The following is an 18837-nucleotide window of genomic DNA, read 5'->3' on the forward strand; positions in this document are numbered from 1 at the left end:
GAGAACGGAAAGCAATGCCATGACGCGAAACCCCAACATGCGGGAAGCCATCCTGAGCGCGGCCGAGCTGTTGTTCTCGACGCGCGGTTTCAATGCCGTGTCGATCCGCGACATTGCGCTGGAGGCAGGCGCCAATCCCGGCAGCATCACCTATCACTTCAAGAGCAAGGACGGGCTGCTGCTCGAAATCTACAAGCGCCATTGCGGCCCGATGAACAAGCGCCGCATAGAACTGCTGGTGGCTGCAAGGCGCGTGCGCGACATTCAGGACCGGCTGGAAGCGATCGTGCGCGCCTATGTGCAGCCGGCGTTTTCGTCGAGCAGCGACCTTGCCGGCGGCGGGGCGCGATTCACGCGGCTGCGCGCGGTGATGTCGGCCGAAGGCAACGCGGTGGTGGGCCGCATCATCGCGGAAATCTTCGACGACACCACCAATGCATTCATTGACGCCATCGCGGAAAGCCTGCCGCATCTGCCGCGCACGACGATCGTCTGGCGGTCGCAGTTCCTGCTCGGCGCGCTCTATTACACCCTCGTCAATCCGGAGCGGGTGACGCGGCTCTCCCGCGGCGAAGCCGATGGCGCCGACATGGCGGAAGCGATCGAGCAGATCGTCTCGGCGACGGTCGCCTCGCTGCAGGCATCCGACGTCGATCATGTCGACGGCGCGTCACGCCGGATCAAGCCAACACAACCGCACGCGGTGGGTGCCGTTCGAAAGCGGAAAGAAAATCCATCCGACTAGGTACCTGCCCGAACCGAGCACTGCAGAAGGCACCATGAACCAGCCCACAATTCCCGGACCCGATCCCGACACGCGAACGCCGAAGTTCAAGCTTCCGCCGCTGGCGTGTGACGCGCATACCCACATCTTCGGCCCCGGCGACAAATATCCTTACGCGCCCGGACGGCCCTATACGCCGCCGGACGCGCCGCTCGAGGATTTCCGGGCGTTGCACAGCAAGCTCGGAATCGGCCGCGCGGTCATCGTCAATGCCAGCGTGCACGGCACCGACAATCGCGTGGCGCTCGATGCCATTGCCGTCAGCAACGGGACCTTTCGCGCCGTCGCCAATATCGACGATACCATCACCGAGCGCGGCCTTCGCGAGCTGCACGAGGGAGGTTTCCGCGGCTGCCGCTTCAACTTCGTCCGTCATCTCGGCGGGGTGCCCGACATGGCGGCGTTCCATCGTATCGTCGCGATGGTCGCGCCGCTCGGCTGGCACATCGACCTGCATTTCGACGCGATCGATTTGCCTGAATATGCCGAGATGCTGGCAAAATTGCCGGTGCGCTACACCATCGATCACATGGGGCGCGTCAAGGTATCCGACGGTCTCGACCAGCTTCCGTTCCGGACGTTGATCGACCTGATGAAGCGTGACGAGAAATGCTGGGTGAAGGTGTGCGGTTGCGAGCGGGTTTCCTCCGGCGGGCCACCATTCCACGATGCGGTGCCGTTCGCGCGCCGCATCGTCGAGACGGCGCCGGAGCGCGTGATCTGGGGAACCGACTGGCCGCATCCCAATGTGAAGGTGATGCCCAACGATGGCGATCTGGTCGATCTCATTCCGCTGTTTGCACCGGAACCGGAACTGCAGCAGAAGATTCTGGTCGACAATCCGGCGCGGCTGTTCGAGTTTTGAAGGAGCGCGTGCGATGGTGAACAAACGAAAGCAGCATGGCTTGAGCCGGCGCCGCGCGTTGTTCGCCGGCATGGCGGCGCTGGCGGCAGCGCTGTTGCTGCCGCAATTCGCCCGCGCGCAAAGTTATCCGAACCGACCGGTGCGGCTGATCCTGCCGTTCGGCGCGGGCGGCGTCGCCGACGTCACGGCGCGGCTTGTTACCGAAAAACTCGGCGAAAAGCTCGGCCAGCGCTTCGTCATCGAGAACATGCCGGGCGCCGGGGGTATCAACGCAGCGCGCGCTGTGCTGTCCGCGCCCGCGGACGGCCATACGCTGGCGCTGTTCAGCAACGGCACCGCGATTTCCGTATCGCTGTTCAAAAACCTGACGTTCAATCCGGTGACCGATTTCGTGCCGGTTTCGAGCATGGGCTATTTCGACTTCATCTTCGTCTCCCAGGCTGGCTCGCCGTATCCGACGCTGGCTGACTTCATCAAGGCAGCGAAGCAAAGGCCCGGCACGCTCAATGTCGGCACCATCAATGTCGGATCGACCCAGAACCTCGCCGCGCAATTGTTCAAATCGACCGCCGGCGTCGATGTTACGATCGTGCCGTTCCGTAGTTCGCCCGAAGTGCTGATCGCGCTGTTGCGTGGCGATATCCAGATGGCGATCGAAAATTACAGCGCGGTGCGATCGCATATTGCCGACAAGGCGGCGATTGCCGTGTCGTCTTCGGGGCCCGTGCGCACCACGTTTCTGCCTGATGTGCCAACGGTGAAGGAAGCCGGCGGCGGGGATTTCGAGGCGCGGTCCTGGAACGCGATCTTTGCGCCGAAGGGCACACCGCCGGAGGTGATCAGGACGCTCAATGCCGCGCTGCGCGAAGTGCTCGAGATGCCCGACTTGAAGAAGCGCGCGCTCGATCTCGGCATCGAGGCCAAGGCCAGCTCGCCCGAGGAAATCCTCGATCGGCTGAAGGTCGATGTCGACAAATGGGCTGACGTGATCGAGCGGGCAGGAATTGCCAAACAGTAGTCATGCTGCCGGCGCGGCCGGCAACGTGCAACAATCGAAGGAGGAAATCCCGATCATGAGCAATGCTGGCAAAACGGGCCTTGTGGTTACCGCGCATCCCGGTGATTTCGTCTGGCGCGCGGGCGGCGCGATCGCGCTGCACGCCAAGAAGGGCTACCGCATCAAGATCGCCTGCCTCTCGTTCGGCGAGCGCGGCGAAAGCCAGTTCGCCTGGAAGGAGCCCGGCGCGACGATGGAGAAGGTGAAGGCCGGAAGGCGCGACGAGGCGCAGCGCGCGGCGGAGATGCTGGGCGCGGAAATCGAGTTCTTCGACGCGGGAGATTATCCGCTGCGGCTCACGGAGGCGCATTTCGACCGTATGGTCGATATCTACCGCGAGCTCAATCCGTCCTTCGTGCTGACCCATGCGCTGGAAGATCCCTATAATTTCGATCATCCGAACGCGGCGCACTTCGCGCAGGAAACCCGCGTGGTCGCGCAGGCGATGGGTCACAAGCCCGGCGCCAAATACACCTATTCGGCGCCGCCGGTGTTCCTGTTCGAGCCGCATCAGCCGGAGATGTGCAATTTCAAGCCGCAGGTGATCCTCAACATCGACGAGGTCTGGGATATCAAGCGCAAGACGTTCGAAATTCTTGCGGCCCAGAAGCACCTGTGGGCCTATTACGAGCGGGTCGCGCTGCAGCGGGGCGTGCAGGGTGGCCGCAACACCGGCAAGCCAATGACCTATGGCGAGGCCTATCAGCGGCTGTTCCCGATGGCGATGGAGGAACTGGCATGAAGACGGTCGTCGTCCGCAATATCAAGCGCACAGAGCCCGAACTCGTGAAGCGGCTCGGCGCACTCGGCGTCGCCACCGCGCATGAGGCCTATGGCCGTTTCGGGCTGATGAAGCCCTATCTGCGCCCGGTGTGGAGCGGGGCCGAGACGGCAGGCACCGCCGTGACCGTGCTGGCGCAACCCGGCGACAACTGGATGATCCACGTCGCGGTGGAGCAGTGCCGGCCCGGCGATATTCTGGTGGTCGGCTGCACGACCGACAATACCGACGGCATGTTCGGCGATCTGCTGGCGACCTCATTGATGGCGCGCGGCGTAAGAGGCCTCGTCATCGATGCCGGCGTTCGCGACGCCAAATCGCTTCGCGAAATGGGCTTTCCAGTATGGTCGAAGGCGATCTCGGCCAAGGGGACAGTGAAGGCGACGCTCGGTGCGGTCAATGTGCCGGTGGTGTGTGCCGGCATCAATGTGAAGCCGGGCGATGTGGTCGTTGCGGATGACGATGGCGTCGTGGTGATCGGACGCAAGGACGCCGCCGATGTCGTCGTCAAGGGCGAGAAGCGCGTCGCCGACGAAGACGGCAAGCGCAAGCAACTCGCCGCGGGCGTGCTCGGGCTTGATATGTACAAGATGCGCGAGCCGCTGGCGAAGGCCGGTCTCATCTATGTCGACGAGTTGGAGGAGGACTGAAGTGGCGATGCGCCTGTGCACCTTGCTCGGCGACCATCCCGGCACGACCTCGCTGAAGAGCGGATCGATCAGATCGGACCTGGTCGAGTTCGATTTCGCGCCGTATTCGCCGACCAACAAAGGCTTCAAGCCGATGGTCCGTGAGGGGGCGTTCGACGTCTCGGAGATGGCGATCGTCACGTATTTGATGGCAAAATCGTTCGGCAAGCCGATGGTGCTGCTGCCCGATGTCGTATTGGCCCGCTTTCAGCATGGGCATGCGCTTTACAATGCGAAGGCGGGAACGCTTACGCCGCGCGATCTCAGCGGCAAGCGGGTCGGCATCCGCTCCTTCACGACGACCACCGGCGCATGGCTGCGCGGCATCCTTGCCAACGACTATGGTGTCGATCTCGATTCGATCGAGTGGGTGACGTTCGAGGAGGCCCATGTCGCCGAATTCGTCGATACGACCAGGCGGGCGCCTGCGGGCAAGCAGATTGTCCAGATGCTGATCGACGGCGAACTCGATGCAGTGCTCGGGGAGAAATCGGATCATCCGGATTTGAAGCCGCTGTTTGCCGATGCCGCTGCTGAAGAGAAGGCTTGGTTTGGGGAGCACGGTGTGGTGCCGATCAACCATATGGTGGTGGTGAGCCGGAGATTGTCGGAGGAACATCCGGATGCTGTGCGGGAGGTGCATCGGCTGCTCGCCGAGTCCGCGACCGCTTCGCCAGCAGCGCCGCGCTTCAGCCGGGACGAGATGCAGCGTTCGCTGCAACTGATTATCGATTACTCCGCGCAGCAAAAACTCATTCCGGGTGCGCTTGCGGTGGAGGAGTTGTTCGACGATGTAACGCGGGCGCTCTGGTAGCCACCCGCACAGCTGTCATCATCCGCGAAAGCGGATGATCCAGTACGCCGCGTCGCTTCGGATTTGTTCGCGACAGCACGGCGTACTGGATACCCCGCCTTCGCGGGGTATGACGAACTCGATCAGGAGAACCGACATGACCCCCGAGCCGATCTTCGATCTCGCCCATCTCGGCCACATGGAATTGCTGACGCCGAAGCCGGACGAGAGCCTGAAATTCTTCGTCGACGTCATGGGCATGACCGTCAGCGGCCAGAAGGGCGATTCGGTCTACCTGCGCGGCTGGGACGATTACGAGCGCTATTCGCTGAAGCTGACGGCCTCGAAAACATCAGGCATGGAGCACATGGCGTTGCGCGCGCGCAGCCCGCAGGCGCTGGAGCGTCGCGTCGCCGCGCTGAGAGGCTCCGGCTTCGACATTGGCTGGATCGATGGCGATATGGGACAGGGGCCGACATTCCGCTGTCGCGACCCCGACGGCCATATCGTCGAGCTCTATTACGAAACCGAATGGTATCAGGCGCCGCCCGAACTCAAGCCGGCGTTAAAGAACCAGGCGCAACGCTTTCCTGCGCGCGGCGTCAATGTCCGCCGGCTCGATCACCTCAATTGCCTGGCCGTCGACATCAAGGCGAACCGGCTCTTCTTCGAAAACTATCTGGGCTTGCGCACCACCGAACAGATCGTGCTGAACGACGGCACGGAAGCCGCGATGTGGATGACGATGTCGAACAAGAGCTACGACTTCGCCTATACCCGCGACCACTACGGCAAGGCCGGCCGCTTCCACCACGTCACTTACGCGCTCGACAGCCGCGAGGAGATTCTTCGCGCTGCCGATATTTTTTTGGAGAACGGCGTCCACATCGAGACCGGTCCGCACAAGCACGCGATCCAGCAGACCTTCTTTCTCTACGTCTACGAGCCCGGCGGCAACCGCGTCGAAGTCGCCAATGCTGGGGCCCGGCTCATTCTCGCGCCCGACTGGAAGCCGATCGTCTGGACCGAAGAGGAGCGCAAGAAGGGGCAGGCCTGGGGGCTGAAGACGATCGAGTCGTTTCACACCCACGGCACGCCGCCGGTGTAGGGGGCGATTGGGCAGGAAAATTTGGCTGAGCCTCGCCGATAGGGTGCGCCGAAGCCGCAACGCCTACGGCAATTTGTCTCTCAAACGGCACGCCCGTCTTCTCGGCCGCGCGATGTATCGAACCGTCACTGGCTGACGCGCCTCAAAGTGCATTTGTCGGTTGCATCTTTGGGTTTGACACGTTTGCGATGCAGGTGCATTGTGGTCGCTTTACAAGTTATTTTGGGAGATGACGCATGATCCAGTCCACTCCTATATTGCGCTTGCTGATCATCGTCGCCCTGTCCATGCTCACGAATTCCTTGGCGACAGCACAAGGTGCGGACCAGATCACGACATATGCAGGCGCCTGCGACGGCTCGGCTGCGGTGGCGCTCGATCAGAACTTTTTTGCCGTAGCGGATGATGACAACAATGTCCTCAATGTCTACCGCATAGGACAGGCCGCCGCCGTTCAGGAACTCAACCTGGATGCGTTCCTGGAAGCCCCGAAGAAAAAGAAACCCGGAGCGGATGGCAATCCGGTTTTCAAGGAAGCCGACATCGAGGGGGCGGCGCGTATTGGTGATCGCATCTACTGGATCGCTTCGCACGGCCGCGATTCCGGCGGCGAGTCCGAACCAGGCCGGTCGCGCTTGTTCGCGGCACGCATCGTGTCGCATGCGGAAGGTCCTCGCCTGGAGCCGATCGGATCCGGCGCCTACAAGAACTTGCGCGAGGACATGTTCAAGGATCCGACCCTGAAGGCTGCGAAACTTTCCAAGAAACTTGCCGAGGCCTATGCACCCGGCAAGGAGGAGGGACCGCCTCCGGAATCGAACACAGGCTTCAACATCGAGGGCCTCGCTGCCACGCCCGACGGCCGCCTCCTGATTGGATTTCGCAATCCGCGTCCCGACAGGAAGGCCTTGGTGATCCCACTCAATAATCCGGCCGACGTGGTGAAGGACGCCGGCAAGACGCCCGTTTTCGGCAATCCTTGGCGGCTCGACAATCTCGAAGGACGCGGCGTCCGCAGCATCGACTGGATCAACAATACCTACGTCATCGTCGCGGGGCCGCACGGCGACGCCGAGGATTCGGATATGAAGGCGCCATTCGCCCTGCTCACCTGGAGCGGTAGGGAAGGCGACACCGAACCGGTCGCGATGAAGGTCAAAATCCCGGCCGATTTCGCACCTGAGGCGGTATTCGCGATTCCCGGCAGTTCAAGCATGATGCTGCTGTCGGACGACGGAACCAAAAAGTGCAAGGCCGCAGGCAAGCCTCAGAAATCCTTCCGGGCATTGACCTTGCCGGTGTCGAAGTGAGGATGCCGGGAAGAATCTTGAAGCATCCGACCGATCGGCCGCATTGGTCCACGACGGGATTCTGAAAGACGTGCGACCTCCACAGGATGAGCACGCTGACCCGGACACACGCGTCTAAAAGGTCAGGGTCCGGTTACCTCCTCACAGTATTCCGTGAAGACCTTGACGTTTTGCATGTATCTCTCGGCGTTCGCGCCAGAGCCGTTGTAGGCCTTGATGGCTTTCCAGAGATTCCCGCCGTGGGCGGTCAGTTTGCTGTCGAGTTCCTGAACGACGCGGCTTAGGCAATTGTCGAAGCTGTACCATTCCTTGTTGGCGAAAAAACCCTCGGCAGTTTTCACATGCTGCAGATCGTATTGAAAGAGGCCGTAACCCTTGTAGACCCACGGCTTGTTGCCCCACCCCTGCAGGCGACGGGTCTTGTTCGCTTCTTCAATCAGCATGTCGGTGAACGCCTGGCCGTATTTGTCGCGGAACGCTCTGGTATTGACCGGGAATGCGCTGCGCGAGGTGCCGGGGTAGTCGCCGCTCGCGTCGAAGACGGCGCGTTCCACAATGGTTTGGGTCGAGTGGTGGCCGATCCACGGAATCCATTTGTATGCGGTTTCCTGGCACGCGATCGCGCAGAGGTGTTTCGGCTTGTAGGCCTTGCCGACGGTTGCGTTCTTGATCTTGTCGCCGAAATTGTCCATCAGCCACCTGGCGCAAATCAGCGCTGACGCCTTCGAGATCGGCAGCAACAGGGCGGTCGCCGCCGACATGACGGCGGTAGAGCGCGTCCGCGGCGCGGCAAGCCGTCTGGTTGGCTCTCCATCTACGACGATCGAGGCGTCCTTGATCCGGGATGAGACCTCGTGCGCGAAGGCCGTGGGTGCATATTCCCTCAGGCTCTCGAGCAGGGCGATTACGCGGCGGCGCGAATCCCAAAAGTCAATGAGGTCCCCGGGGCCGAGTGCGTTCGTCGGATTCAGGCAGCCGATGCTCGACAGGTAAAGATTCGGCGGATGCGCAGGATGAATCAGAATCCCGGTTCTTCTGCCCGTTCCCAACAGCAGGAGGGCCGGCATCGGGGGATCGCCTGCCACTTCCTGGCTCGTCGAGTAGCCGATAGATCTGTAGTGACCGAATTGAGTCCACAGCGGATAGGTTTTTGCCTCGATCCGTTTGCCGTTTCCCGCTGTCCTGTTGTCGCCGGGTCCCGATCTTTCGCAAATGAATCCTGCCAAAGACGGCACCGCAGTGCCGTCAATATAGACTTGATAACTGCCATAGGTTCGCTGCCGCGAGCCGCTCTTGTGCATTCCGAGGCGCTTGAGGTGAAGCTCCCATCCCCTTCCCAAGATCTGCATTCAACGCTCCCACTGAAATCCAAAACCTTCTGAAATTCATGTCTTCCGAAATCCAAGCCCTCGTCAGATAATTTTCCGTCACCTGCAGGCCGTTCGGCGTCGGCCTTGAGCCAATCTAGGATAGAGGCGCTATTTCCTACAACTAGAAAACACGAAGCGGCTTCGCGACCGTTTTCACGGCGACACGGCGGCCGCCGAGCTTCCTCTGCTGCGATGCAAGCGTGCGCGTCGGCAAATCCGTTTGATTTGTGAACATGCGGCTTGACTTGCGTCGCGGGTATGAAAACATGCTTGGATTGCATTCTTGATATTGCCATCCAAAGGTTGTTTCCATGAGCAAGCAGCTCACCATGCTTTGCGTCCATGGCGTAAGCCACTCGGAGATTGATCCGCAGTTTCAGTCCTCCTGGACCAAGGCCATCACCACCGCGGTGCACGCCTGCGACCCGGAATTGGAGCCCAAGATCGACTTTCTCGAATACGACGAACTGTTCGACGAGGCGGAGCTGAAGCTGGAGACCTACGCCGTCGCATTGAGCAAGCTGCTTGCCAGCAGCATCATCCACGGTATGGGCGATCTATTCGCTCGCTCGCGCGGTATTGCGGACGTGCCGGATATCGTCAAATGGACGGCGGGTATGGTGGCCCAATGGTCCACCGACGCCGAGTTGCGCGGGAAATTGCGCGAGGTGGTGCTCGCGAAGATGGACTCCAGATCCTACGATGTCGTTCTTGCGCACAGCCTCGGCTCGTTGATCTGTTACGACACCTTCGTGCGCAACCCAAAAGAGATAAAAGACAGAGTCTTTGTCAGCTTCGGTTCTCAGATAGGAAATCCGGCGGTGCGGGATGTCTTCGCGGGCCGCATCGAAGCCGTGTCCGGTCGGAAATGGTACCACCTGTTCAATCCCGACGATCGCGTGATGACCTCTCCGCTCAAGATCGCCGCCGACAATTTCGTGCAGGTCATCGAGCAATTCGATATCCCCAACGATGTGCTGAATCACAACGCGACATGGTACCTCAGTCACGCCAATGCGCTTGCAAGCGTATGGCGATAAATCGTCGGCGCCGAACCATCGCGGGCCTTCGCCGCCGTGTCGCGCGCCGTAGCCAAGACGGCCCGTCCGCCCGATCGTCGCGCGCTTCTGATCGGAATCAACAGTTATCCCAACCCCGAGGACGTCCTCGAGGGATGCGTGAATGACGTATTCCTGATGAGTTCAGTGTTGCAGGAGAGCGGGTTCGATGCGGAGGATATTCGCGTCGTGCTCGACGACCGTGCGACGGCCGCAGGAATCATGGATCGCCTGCATTGGTTACTGGACGGCGTTCGCGGCGAGGACGAGCGCGTGCTGTTCTATTCGGGGCACGGCGCCCAGATCCCCGGATATAACGTGAAGGGCGAGCCGGACCATGTCGACGAATGCCTCGTGCCGCACGACTTTGACTGGTCGCCGTCGCGCGCGATTCTCGACAAGCAGTTCTGCGAAATGTACTCGCAACTTCCCTACGGATGCTACTTCATCGCGATGTTCGATGCTGCCATTCGGGTGGCCTGACGCGCGATGGCGGTCCGCGTATTCGCGGGCTCACGCCGCCGGATGACATCCGGCATCGTGCGTTGCGATGGGACAAAGACGAGAGGATGTGGGTGCCGCGGGATTTTCCGAAACTGAATCCGAGCCTCGCGGACAAGAAGATCGGCGCGGAGTATCTGGGTCGCAACGGCGCGACGCGAAGGTTGGGGCGGGCGATGACGCTTCGCACCAAGCCTAACGATGAATATGACAGGACGCGCAGGGAGCTTGAGCATTCCGGGCCCTATCTGCCGATTCTGCTCGAGGCCTGCCAGGAGCAGGAGTTTTCCTACGAGTACAGGGATGGCGCGACGTCTTACGGCGCGTACACCTATTGCATGGCGAAGGTGCTGCGCGAACACCGCGATCGAGGCGCCAATCTTTCCTTTCACGAGCTCAATGATCTCGTAACCAAGAAGCTGCATCGGCTGAAGTATAACCAGACGCCGAACCTAGTCGGACAGAAGGATATCCTCAAACACCCGTTGCCGTGGGGTGATCGGGGCAAGGCTGCTGCCGCGACAGGCGCCGGAGCCGAGACAGGAGCAGCACGGACCGGCAAAGCGAAAGCAGGCAAGACGAGGCGCCGGAGCGGGAAAAGGAAAAAGCGCGTAACCGGGTCACGTCGATAGTCGTTCATTCGAGGCGCCGGAGGTGCCAGCTCGGCGATCATCATTTCGCATGGAGGATTGGTTATGACCAAAGGGATTTCGCTACATATCGGGCTGAACTCGGTGGACCCGCAGCACTACGAGGGCTGGAGCGGCCCGCTCAACGCTTGTGAGGCCGACGCCAACGACATGGCAGACCTTGCCGGATCGCAAGGATTTGCCACTGAGAAACTGCTTACCAAGAAGGCGACGCGCAAGGCGGTGCTGGATGGCATCGCTGATGCAGCCAAGAGTCTCAAATCGGGCGATTTTTTCTTTCTGACATATTCCGGACATGGCGGGCAGACGCCGGACCTCAACGCCGACGAGCCGGACGGTCAGGATGAGACGTGGTGCCTGTACGACGGTCAGTTGATCGACGACGAACTCTACTCGGCGTGGAGGGCGTTCGCGTCAGGCGTACGGATATTGCTGCTCTCGGACAGTTGTCACAGCGGCAGCGTCAGCAAGGCCGTGCACTATGCCGCCATGGCGAGGTCGGGACCGCCACCCGTATACCGCGCCATGCCGAACGAAGTAGCGTTGCGCGTTTACCAAAACCACAAGGATTTTTACAATCCAATTCTCGAAAAACGCAATCTGGCGGAGACGCTCGGCGGCGTAAAGGCGTCGGTGCTGTTGATTTCAGGCTGTCAGGACAACCAGCTTTCGCTGGACGGGACGTTCAACGGCCTGTTTACCGGAACGTTGAAGATCGTATGGAACGGTGGGACGTTCAGCGGATCGTACCGACGTTTTCACACGGCGATCGGGTCGAAGATGCCGCCTGACCAGACGCCGAAATTATCGCTGGTGGGCAAGAGCAACCCGGAGTTCATCGCGCAGACGCCGTTTGACCTGCACGTTGCCAGGAAGACGGCCAGCACACCCAAGAAGAAGCGAAAGAAATAATCGGGACTTCGTATCGGGAATCTTGCGGACGGCTTGCGCGTTCCGATCCCAAGAACGAGCCGCTCTCGACGGAGCCTTGCGCTCGCGGCGCCGCGCACCATGTTGGTGTCAGTGCAACGGCCCAGGATTCGCTGATGGCACCGCGGTTCGATTTCACCAGCGAAGCGTTTTTTCGCGATCCCGGGGCAGGCGTGGCGTTGCTGCGATCTTCCGCTCCTGTCGTCTTCACGCGGTTCCCGATCATAGGCCGGGTCTGGGTCACCACGACCTACGAGGCGGCAGCGCATGTGCTGAAGGACAGCACCACGTTTACGCTGCGCAAGGAGGGCGGGGCGTTGGTCGGGCTACCCTGGTGGATGCCGAGAATGGTCGGCGCAGTCGCCAACAATATGCTGACGATGGATGAGCCGGACCACACGCGGCTGCGCGACATCGTCGACGAGGCGTTCCGCCGCCGCGCCGTGCTCGATATGGAACCTCACATCCGCGCCATCGCCGATCGCCTCGCCGACGAATTGTTTGCGGCCGGTAGCCCGGCCGACGTCGTGCAGCGTTATGCGCGGATGCTGCCGCTTGCGGTGATTTGTGAGCTGCTCGGCCTGCCGCCGGCGGACCGGCCGAAGTTCATCGCCTGGGCCAATTCGGTGGCGCATCTCACCAATGCCTTCGGCTTTCTGCGGCTGATCGGCGGGCTCTTCAAGATGCGCCGCTACCTGCAGGAACGTCTTCAGGCGGCTCGCGAGGAAGGCGGCGAAGGATTGATCGCCGAGTTGCTACGCGTCGAAAAGGAGGGCGGGCGCATCACGCCGGACGAAATGGTCTCCATGATGTTTCTGCTGCTCGGCGCCGGCTCCGAGACGACGACACATCTGATCAGCGGATCGGTTTTCGAACTGTTGAAGGATCCGGCACGCCGCGATTGGCTGGCCGCCGACTGGAGCCGCGCGGGGCTCGCCGTCGAGGAATTCCTGCGCTTCGTCTCGCCGGTGCAATTCTCAAAGCCGCGCTATGTGCGCCGGGATGTCGATCTCGAAGGCGTGAAATTGAAGAAGGGCGACCGGGTGATGGCGATGATCGTCGCGGCCAATCTGGACCCGCAGGCGAACGCGCACCCAGAACGCCTCGATCTCGAGCGGCGGCCGAACCGGCATCTCGCGTTCGGGACCGGAATTCATTTCTGCCTCGGCCACCAGCTCGCACGGATCGAAGGAATCTGCGCGCTGCAGGCACTGTTCACACGCTGGCCCGACCTGAAGCTGGCGGTTGACCCGTCACAAATTCATTGGCGCAGACGACCGGGCATCCGCATGATTGCGGAGTTGCCGGTGGTGGCTGCCGGGTGAGCACTGCGGTTGGAGATCCCGTCACTCAGGGGTATGCGCGACTTCGCTTACTCTTGAAGTTTGAGCAAGCCGTTTCAAGCCTTATCGGGAGCCTCTGACATCGTCCCGCAGCCTCGCCCTCTCAAGTGTAACGAGATCGCCGCAGAACTCGCAGGCAAATGGCGTTTCGTCGTGAAGCCATGGCATCGCTTTCTCATGCTCATGGCCGGAAGGAGGACGGGGAGGATTGGGGTTAGCATCGTGGCAAATTGCCATGATCAAACTCCACGGATTGGTGGACCGCATGCCTGAGGGAAGCGGATGACCTACCTTCAGTAACGGGTTGGTGTGCATGGGCCATCTCCTGAGCGATGGATGGCCTAACGGTAAACACAACAAACAAACTCGGCAATTTCGCTCTATGCCTTAAGGGCGAGCCCCTACGTAGAGTCCCGGAGGTGCCGCCGTGCAGGTTCCACAATGGGCTAGCTGGTCGGCGCCCTGCCAGCAGACGAAATGCCGCCAAATAGCAATGCTTTCGTCGCTCGATCTCGATAATTGAGGTCCGCTATGAGTTCGTTCGAGGAATCTCCTGCAGTCTCGCACTACGACGCATCTGACCGGCTGGATATCGCTCAAGAATCCGTTAGACGTTTTGAGCAGCGAGATCGGGGCTCGCAAGGCGAACCAGCGATCTCGTCACTTCGACCGGTCCTGCTATGCCTTCTGTTGCTGGCGGCGCTTGCACTCGGCTGCGGCGCGGTTCGAGCCCAAGGCACAATCCCTGACAGAGAGTTGGTAGTGGCGACCAAGGAAGCGCCGCCCTTCGCGATGAAGCAGCCGGACGGGAATTGGAGCGGTATCAGCATCGAACTCTGGAGAAAGATCGCTGCTGGAGCGCATCTACGCTTTCGCCTGGTCGAGACCCAGAACGTGCAGGATCTGCTGGATGAAATCGCGAAGGGCACCCTCGACGCTGGTGTCGCAGCGGTAACTGTGACCGCTGCGCGCGCACGCAGCGTCGATTTTACCCAACCCTTCTACAACACCGGACTCGGGATTGCGGTGCCGATCCATGAAAGTGCCTGGGTGTCGATCGGGAGGGCGCTTCTTTCCTTCGGGTTCTTCCAGGCTGTCACGGTACTGCTTTGTTTTGCGATGGCGGTCGGCTTCCTTATTTGGCTGTTGGAACGCCGGAAAACGGAACATTTCGGCGGGGGAGCCAAGGGGCTCGGCTCCAGCTTTTGGTGGTCGACCATTGCCATGACACAGGCAGGCGCCGCCCAGAATGCGCCAGCAACGCTTCCGGGGCGGATCGTCGCAACCGGGTGGATGATCGCTTCCGTTATCGCCATAGCCGTGTTCACCGCAGGCATCACCTCCACGCTCACGCGCCGAGGGCTCGAAGGTGCCGTTCACGGTTTCAACGACCTGCGATCCGTGCGCGTCGGCGCCGTCGCCAACTCTGCTACGACCGACTACCTCACTCGTCAGCAGCTTTCCTTTCGAGCGTTTCCAGACCTTCAAAGCGGCCTATCTGCATTGAGCCGTGGCACGATCGATGCCTTCGTCCATGACAAGCCGCTTCTGACCTGGGTCGCACGGAAAGACTTCTCGGCCTCGGTTCGTGTTGTCGACACCAGCTTCAGCAGCGAGAGCTATGCGATCGTGCTGCCGAAAGGCAGCACATTGCGGCCCATGCTCGATCTCGCCGTGCTCGATCAGATCGAAAGCGATTGGTGGCGACAAACGCTATTCCAAACCCTTGGAAATGCGCGATCTCCCTAAGGTGCCCAGTTGCGATCCGATCGGCTTTCTGTGGTCTCTCAACTTCCGCGGGGGCTTTATCCGACCGGAGCAGTCGCATGCATGAACGGCCGTTGAGGCTGCCCAACCGGCGAGATAGGTGAGCGTGGTCCACGAATGTGGTACACGATCAACTCGACGGTCCATCGCGGTGCACCCCTGTGGCTAATTGATTGGCCTGACCACGGGCGCCGCGAAGCGCGGATGGTTTACGAAAGGTGGACCGATCCCGATTCCGACTTCGAAAAGGTCCGGGTGACGTCCGACATGTGCCCACGGCTCACGGCCGGCGCGGAGGAAACTCAGGAAGGGCAGATCCACCGCGTCGCTAAGACCATCCTCATTTCACGCTTGGAAGCCGCCATGCATGCCAAGGAATTGCATGTAGCGGCGGAGTTGTCGGAAGCGGAAACGTTGCGCGAGGAATTGTAAGAACTTCCAGCGGCACGTCACCGCGAGCGGCGCCAATACATGGTCGGCGAGGGCAGGGAAGCACGACGATATCGTGCTGGCCGTGAGCTATGGCATATGGTGGGCGACGTCGGGACCGCGGCCGGGGATCATTGAGCCGCTGGTGATTTAGGCCATAACCATGAAGCGCTTCGCAGTTGGTAGTTCGTCCCATGTTCGACCGTCAAGCACCCGACCGGTTTGTTTTTTTTGAACTCCGCCCCATTGTTTGAAGTGGAAGGCGACGCCAGCGTCGACGCATTGATCGCGGATAGACCGTACCCAATCGGGATCCATTGGGCGAGCGGCGGGGCCGCTTTCACCACCGGCAATTGCCCAATCAATTCCGTTCAGATCAAGGTCATCGAGTGGTCCGAGCAACGGTTCCAGACTGAGAAACTTAATATAAGCTGGTGTGCTCCGTAGGTGATCAATTCTGCCGATATAGGCATCGCTTTCGACGCTAACGCCCATCCAAACATTGTTCGGCCATGGCAACGTATCTGCGACGTCTGCAAGACGATCCGCGCGTTTGGTCAAAACTTGGAAGGTGTGATGGCGCGCTCGCCGCATTACGTCGAACACTCGCTCGATAAAATCAAAAGGGACCTTTTCATGAAACAGGTCCGACATCGAGTTGACGAAAATGATCTTTGGATTTTTCCATTTCAGCGGAATGCCGAGCGCCGCTTCATCCAGCACGATCTTGCCATTCCACTTTGCACGTCCTCCAGACACGCGTGTGGTGCCCGCGTATTTTGATTGGCCCATAGCCTCCAATCGACGAGCAAGACGCATCGCATAGCAGTTCGTACAGCCGGGCGATAGGATGGTACATCCTCCGACCGGATTCCACGTTGCCTCAGTCCATTCTATCGGTGAATTGCTGGCCATTGTGGATTCCTACTTGAAAGTTACTTTGACGTGGTCGGCGAAGCTGTTGCCTGGACGTTTTGATTTTGGCGGATCAGCGGTTATTTTGCCTTTAACTTCCAATTCCCGCAGCGCCTGCTTGTAGTTTCGGGCTAGATAGGGCGTATCAACCGAGTGGTCCTCGTAAATCTGCCGCATGGTCAAAGTCTCGCCAGAATACACCGTGGGCAGGTCCGTCAGCAGCTTGTCAAACGGCTGGGTAAGCGAGAATAGGAGAGGCGTCGACGCGTCCGCGGGCGAGTACGCAAATGAGGCAACCCCTTGATCTTCTGTTGAACTTTCGCGCGCCATAATGTCTTTCATTATCTCATAGCCTCGAAAGTGCTTCGACACAAAAACGATGCTGTGACTGGTGCGCTTGCCCCTCTTGAATCGAAACGGCAGAACAAAGGTTCCACCCATTTCCTTTATTGCTTGCGAAAGCTCTTCCAAGATCAGGGTTTCGCGATCGTCCGGCGACTTTCCTTTTAAAGTTTCCCGAAGGCTCAGCGCGCGCTGTTCACCAAACAACGCATCCATATGGTCTTCGACTTTCGGATTGGAGATGCCGGCATTGATGCGACCGTAATTGAAGAAGAATACGCAATCGCATCCCCAGTCTTTGATCACTCCGTTCACGATCTTGAGGGAAAGGCCTTTGTAACCAAAAGGGTCAAAGAAAGTGAACGAGGGGATGAGACGCGTTTCATTGAAAAACTTCTCGGCGTCTTTGCCGACCTCATTGCAATTGACTTGCGGACGAAATTTTAGCTTCTCTATCCCCGGTAGCTTGTCTATTTCCGTCTGCAGCGTCGACGAATGATTTGCATCTGCATCGTTAAAAAGCGTCACCAGCATCCCGCATAGGGTTGTGTCGTTTATTGCGTGTTCCAGAACAAGCAAAGGTGTTGAAGCAGCGCCATCCTTGTAACGCCCAGGTCCGGCAAAGAGATCAATGTATGCTATCTTGCCGTCCCGAGCCTTCGCGGTTGGTCCGACGACTTTGGCCCAAGTGTAAAAGTACTTTTGGATTATCCGCGCCTTGGTTTCCGATTGATCCAGTTGCTCATCAAAAAATTTATCGTTCGCCACCTGAGCCACCTGCACAGCTTCGAGTAGATTCGAAGTGATCATACACGCAACTCCGGTAGTTCGACTGAATATATCGTTCCCTGTTTGTTCTGTCTAGTTGTGTCGCGTTTCATTGTCGCGCCGACTAGCCGGGAGTGGAGGGGAGTCACTGGAATTGTTGAGGAATTTTGCGCAACAGGCGCAACAAACTTCCGGGCGGATTGAAACGCCAAATTCTTCAGTGATTTCAATGGCTGGGGAACCTGGATTCGAACCAAGACAAACAGAGTCAGAGTCTGTTGTGCTACCGTTACACCATTCCCCAAGAATTGCTGAGTGACATCAATGCCTTACACGGATGTCCGGGCAATCGGCTGGAGCGGGATCTTGCAAATCGCCGCTTTCGCTGGTGCGCCGTTCTACTCGCTCGATCCGGGCCTTGGCAAGCGTGGAAGGAGGGGCATTTTCCAACGAATTGCAGGGTGCCGCGGGGCGGTACTTGTTGCCGTTCGAATTCACCGGGCGGTTGCTGAAGGTGACGGTCGGCATGCATGCCGACCAGAAGCTGGATGGCGACGGCGTAGGTTCGGCGGAGATAGCGCCGCAGTAGGCGCCAATCCTAGCTATCATCGCCCGCGCTAAACAGCATGCGGGCGATCCAGTATCCCAGAGACAGCAGTAGCTATCGATAGGCCGCGGCGTACTGGAGTCCGCGCTTGGTGGGGGGAATGACGATATTGTGTGGGGCGACGCCGTCGCGACAAGCCTGCCTTTACTTAATCTTCTCATATGCCGCGGCGAAATCTGCCAGCGGCATCGGAATCGTAATCGTTTCCTTGGCCATATTCTGGAACGAGACCTTCAACTGTTTGCCGGATTTCAACGCGGCCAGCATGTCAGGCGAAATCTGGATGTTGGCGTAGCAGCCGCGTGCCTCGCAGGTCTGAACCTGCAGGTCGGACGTCATGCCGTCGTCGACCTGAAGCTTGGCTCCGGCCGGCAGGTTGAGCCCGAGCGGCAACTGCACGATGCCGACCGGTGTGCGGGTTTCGGCCGATACGCGGATATTGATCAGCACGATCAACTGACCGGTCTTGGTCAGGACGGCGCTTTGCTCGATCGCGCATTCGAGTGGCGCGCCGCGGCTGGCGCTGCTGCACCGTGCAACCCAGCCGGGAGGCGCAGGCGTATTGGCGCCCTCGGCCGGGCCGGCGGCGGGAGCTGGCGTTGCCTGCGCCGCGGGCGCAGCATTCTTGGTCTTGAGCGCCTGGGCTTGGCCATGGCCGCACATGCCGAATAGCGCCGCGGCAACAACCGCTAATTTGATTGAAATTTTCAATGAACCAGCTCCGAAGTGAAACACTACCTCCGGATGTGTCGGTTGCCGGGCAAAGTCAA

Annotated in this window: 19 protein-coding genes and 1 tRNA gene; 15 read left to right on the top strand and 5 right to left on the bottom strand. The window is 59.9% G+C overall.

The features are described 5' to 3' along the window. Positions 1-19 precede the first annotated feature (19 nt). The 8 genes from V1290_RS33250 (at position 20) to V1290_RS33285 (ending at position 7387) form a co-directional block, all read left to right on the top strand. On the top strand, positions 20-745 hold the full coding sequence (locus V1290_RS33250) for a TetR/AcrR family transcriptional regulator (RefSeq protein ID WP_334368264.1): 726 nt from the start codon (positions 20-22) through the stop codon (positions 743-745). Positions 746-779: 34 nt separating this feature from the next. Further along, the gene (locus tag V1290_RS33255) at positions 780-1649 is read left to right on the top strand and encodes an amidohydrolase family protein (protein WP_334368265.1); all 870 of its coding nucleotides are present in this window, start codon (positions 780-782) and stop codon (positions 1647-1649) included. 13 nt (positions 1650-1662) lie between these two features. Further along, positions 1663-2667, top strand: coding sequence for a Bug family tripartite tricarboxylate transporter substrate binding protein (locus V1290_RS33260; RefSeq protein ID WP_334368266.1), 1005 nt, complete (start codon positions 1663-1665; stop codon positions 2665-2667). A 55-nt stretch (positions 2668-2722) separates the two neighbouring features. Then, positions 2723-3448: a PIG-L deacetylase family protein gene (locus V1290_RS33265; protein WP_334368267.1), complete on the top strand. Its 726-nt coding sequence runs from the start codon at positions 2723-2725 to the stop codon at positions 3446-3448. Further along, on the top strand, positions 3445-4137 hold the full coding sequence (locus V1290_RS33270) for a 4-carboxy-4-hydroxy-2-oxoadipate aldolase/oxaloacetate decarboxylase (RefSeq protein ID WP_334368268.1): 693 nt from the start codon (positions 3445-3447) through the stop codon (positions 4135-4137). Before V1290_RS33265 ends, V1290_RS33270 begins: the two co-directional genes overlap by 4 nt. 7 nt (positions 4138-4144) lie before the next feature. Next, on the top strand, positions 4145-4990 hold the full coding sequence (locus tag V1290_RS33275) for an ABC transporter substrate-binding protein (RefSeq protein ID WP_334369256.1): 846 nt from the start codon (positions 4145-4147) through the stop codon (positions 4988-4990). 136 nt (positions 4991-5126) lie between these two features. Further along, on the top strand, positions 5127-6077 hold the full coding sequence (locus tag V1290_RS33280; RefSeq protein ID WP_334368269.1) for a catechol 2,3-dioxygenase: 951 nt from the start codon (positions 5127-5129) through the stop codon (positions 6075-6077). 236 nt (positions 6078-6313) lie between these two features. After that, positions 6314-7387, top strand: a complete 1074-nt coding sequence (locus V1290_RS33285; protein WP_334368270.1) for a DUF3616 domain-containing protein — start codon at positions 6314-6316, stop codon at positions 7385-7387. Positions 7388-7509: 122 nt separating this feature from the next. Here V1290_RS33285 and V1290_RS33290 read toward each other — a convergent pair whose 3' ends face one another. After that, on the bottom strand, positions 7510-8688 hold the full coding sequence (locus V1290_RS33290; protein ID WP_334368271.1) for a peptidase S8/S53 subtilisin kexin sedolisin: 1179 nt from the start codon (positions 8686-8688) through the stop codon (positions 7510-7512). Between the two features lie 380 nt (positions 8689-9068). Between V1290_RS33290 and V1290_RS33295 the strand changes: the two genes are divergently transcribed. The 7 genes from V1290_RS33295 (at position 9069) to V1290_RS33325 (ending at position 15438) form a co-directional block, all read left to right on the top strand. After that, positions 9069-9797, top strand: coding sequence for a hypothetical protein (locus V1290_RS33295; RefSeq protein ID WP_334368272.1), 729 nt, complete (start codon positions 9069-9071; stop codon positions 9795-9797). 36 nt (positions 9798-9833) lie between these two features. Then, entirely contained in the window at positions 9834-10298 is a 465-nt protein-coding gene (locus V1290_RS33300; RefSeq protein ID WP_334368273.1) for a caspase family protein, read from the top strand. A gap of 194 nt (positions 10299-10492) precedes the next feature. Then, complete coding sequence (locus tag V1290_RS33305; RefSeq protein WP_334368274.1) at positions 10493-10948, top strand: caspase family protein; 456 nt, start codon at positions 10493-10495, stop codon at positions 10946-10948. A gap of 63 nt (positions 10949-11011) precedes the next feature. Further along, positions 11012-11878, top strand: coding sequence for a caspase family protein (locus tag V1290_RS33310; protein WP_334368275.1), 867 nt, complete (start codon positions 11012-11014; stop codon positions 11876-11878). Positions 11879-12012: 134 nt separating this feature from the next. After that, positions 12013-13221: a cytochrome P450 gene (locus V1290_RS33315; protein WP_334368276.1), complete on the top strand. Its 1209-nt coding sequence runs from the start codon at positions 12013-12015 to the stop codon at positions 13219-13221. Between the two features lie 549 nt (positions 13222-13770). Continuing rightward, the gene (locus tag V1290_RS33320; RefSeq protein ID WP_334368277.1) at positions 13771-14988 is read left to right on the top strand and encodes a transporter substrate-binding domain-containing protein; all 1218 of its coding nucleotides are present in this window, start codon (positions 13771-13773) and stop codon (positions 14986-14988) included. 222 nt (positions 14989-15210) lie between these two features. Then, positions 15211-15438 carry a hypothetical protein gene (locus tag V1290_RS33325; RefSeq protein ID WP_334368278.1) on the top strand — a complete coding sequence of 76 codons (228 nt, stop codon included), beginning with the start codon at positions 15211-15213 and terminating at the stop codon, positions 15436-15438. A gap of 147 nt (positions 15439-15585) precedes the next feature. Here the strand turns inward: V1290_RS33325 and V1290_RS33330 are convergent, their stop codons facing one another. The 4 genes from V1290_RS33330 to V1290_RS33345 all read right to left on the bottom strand — a co-directional run bounded on the left by V1290_RS33330 (position 15586) and on the right by V1290_RS33345 (position 18778). Then, the gene (locus V1290_RS33330) at positions 15586-16350 is read right to left on the bottom strand and encodes a DUF5131 family protein (RefSeq protein WP_334368279.1); all 765 of its coding nucleotides are present in this window, start codon (positions 16348-16350) and stop codon (positions 15586-15588) included. Positions 16351-16359: 9 nt separating this feature from the next. After that, a complete protein-coding gene (locus V1290_RS33335) occupies positions 16360-17502 on the bottom strand; it encodes a three-Cys-motif partner protein TcmP (protein WP_334368280.1) in 1143 nt (380 codons plus the stop codon). Positions 17503-17690: 188 nt separating this feature from the next. Then, a tRNA-Gln gene (locus V1290_RS33340) sits at positions 17691-17764 on the bottom strand. Between the two features lie 447 nt (positions 17765-18211). Then, on the bottom strand, positions 18212-18778 hold the full coding sequence (locus tag V1290_RS33345; RefSeq protein WP_442895032.1) for an invasion associated locus B family protein: 567 nt from the start codon (positions 18776-18778) through the stop codon (positions 18212-18214). Positions 18779-18837: the final 59 nt, after the last annotated feature.

It is taken from the genome of Bradyrhizobium sp. AZCC 1578, from assembly GCF_036924675.1.
In the GTDB taxonomy this organism is placed as follows: domain Bacteria; phylum Pseudomonadota; class Alphaproteobacteria; order Rhizobiales; family Xanthobacteraceae; genus Bradyrhizobium.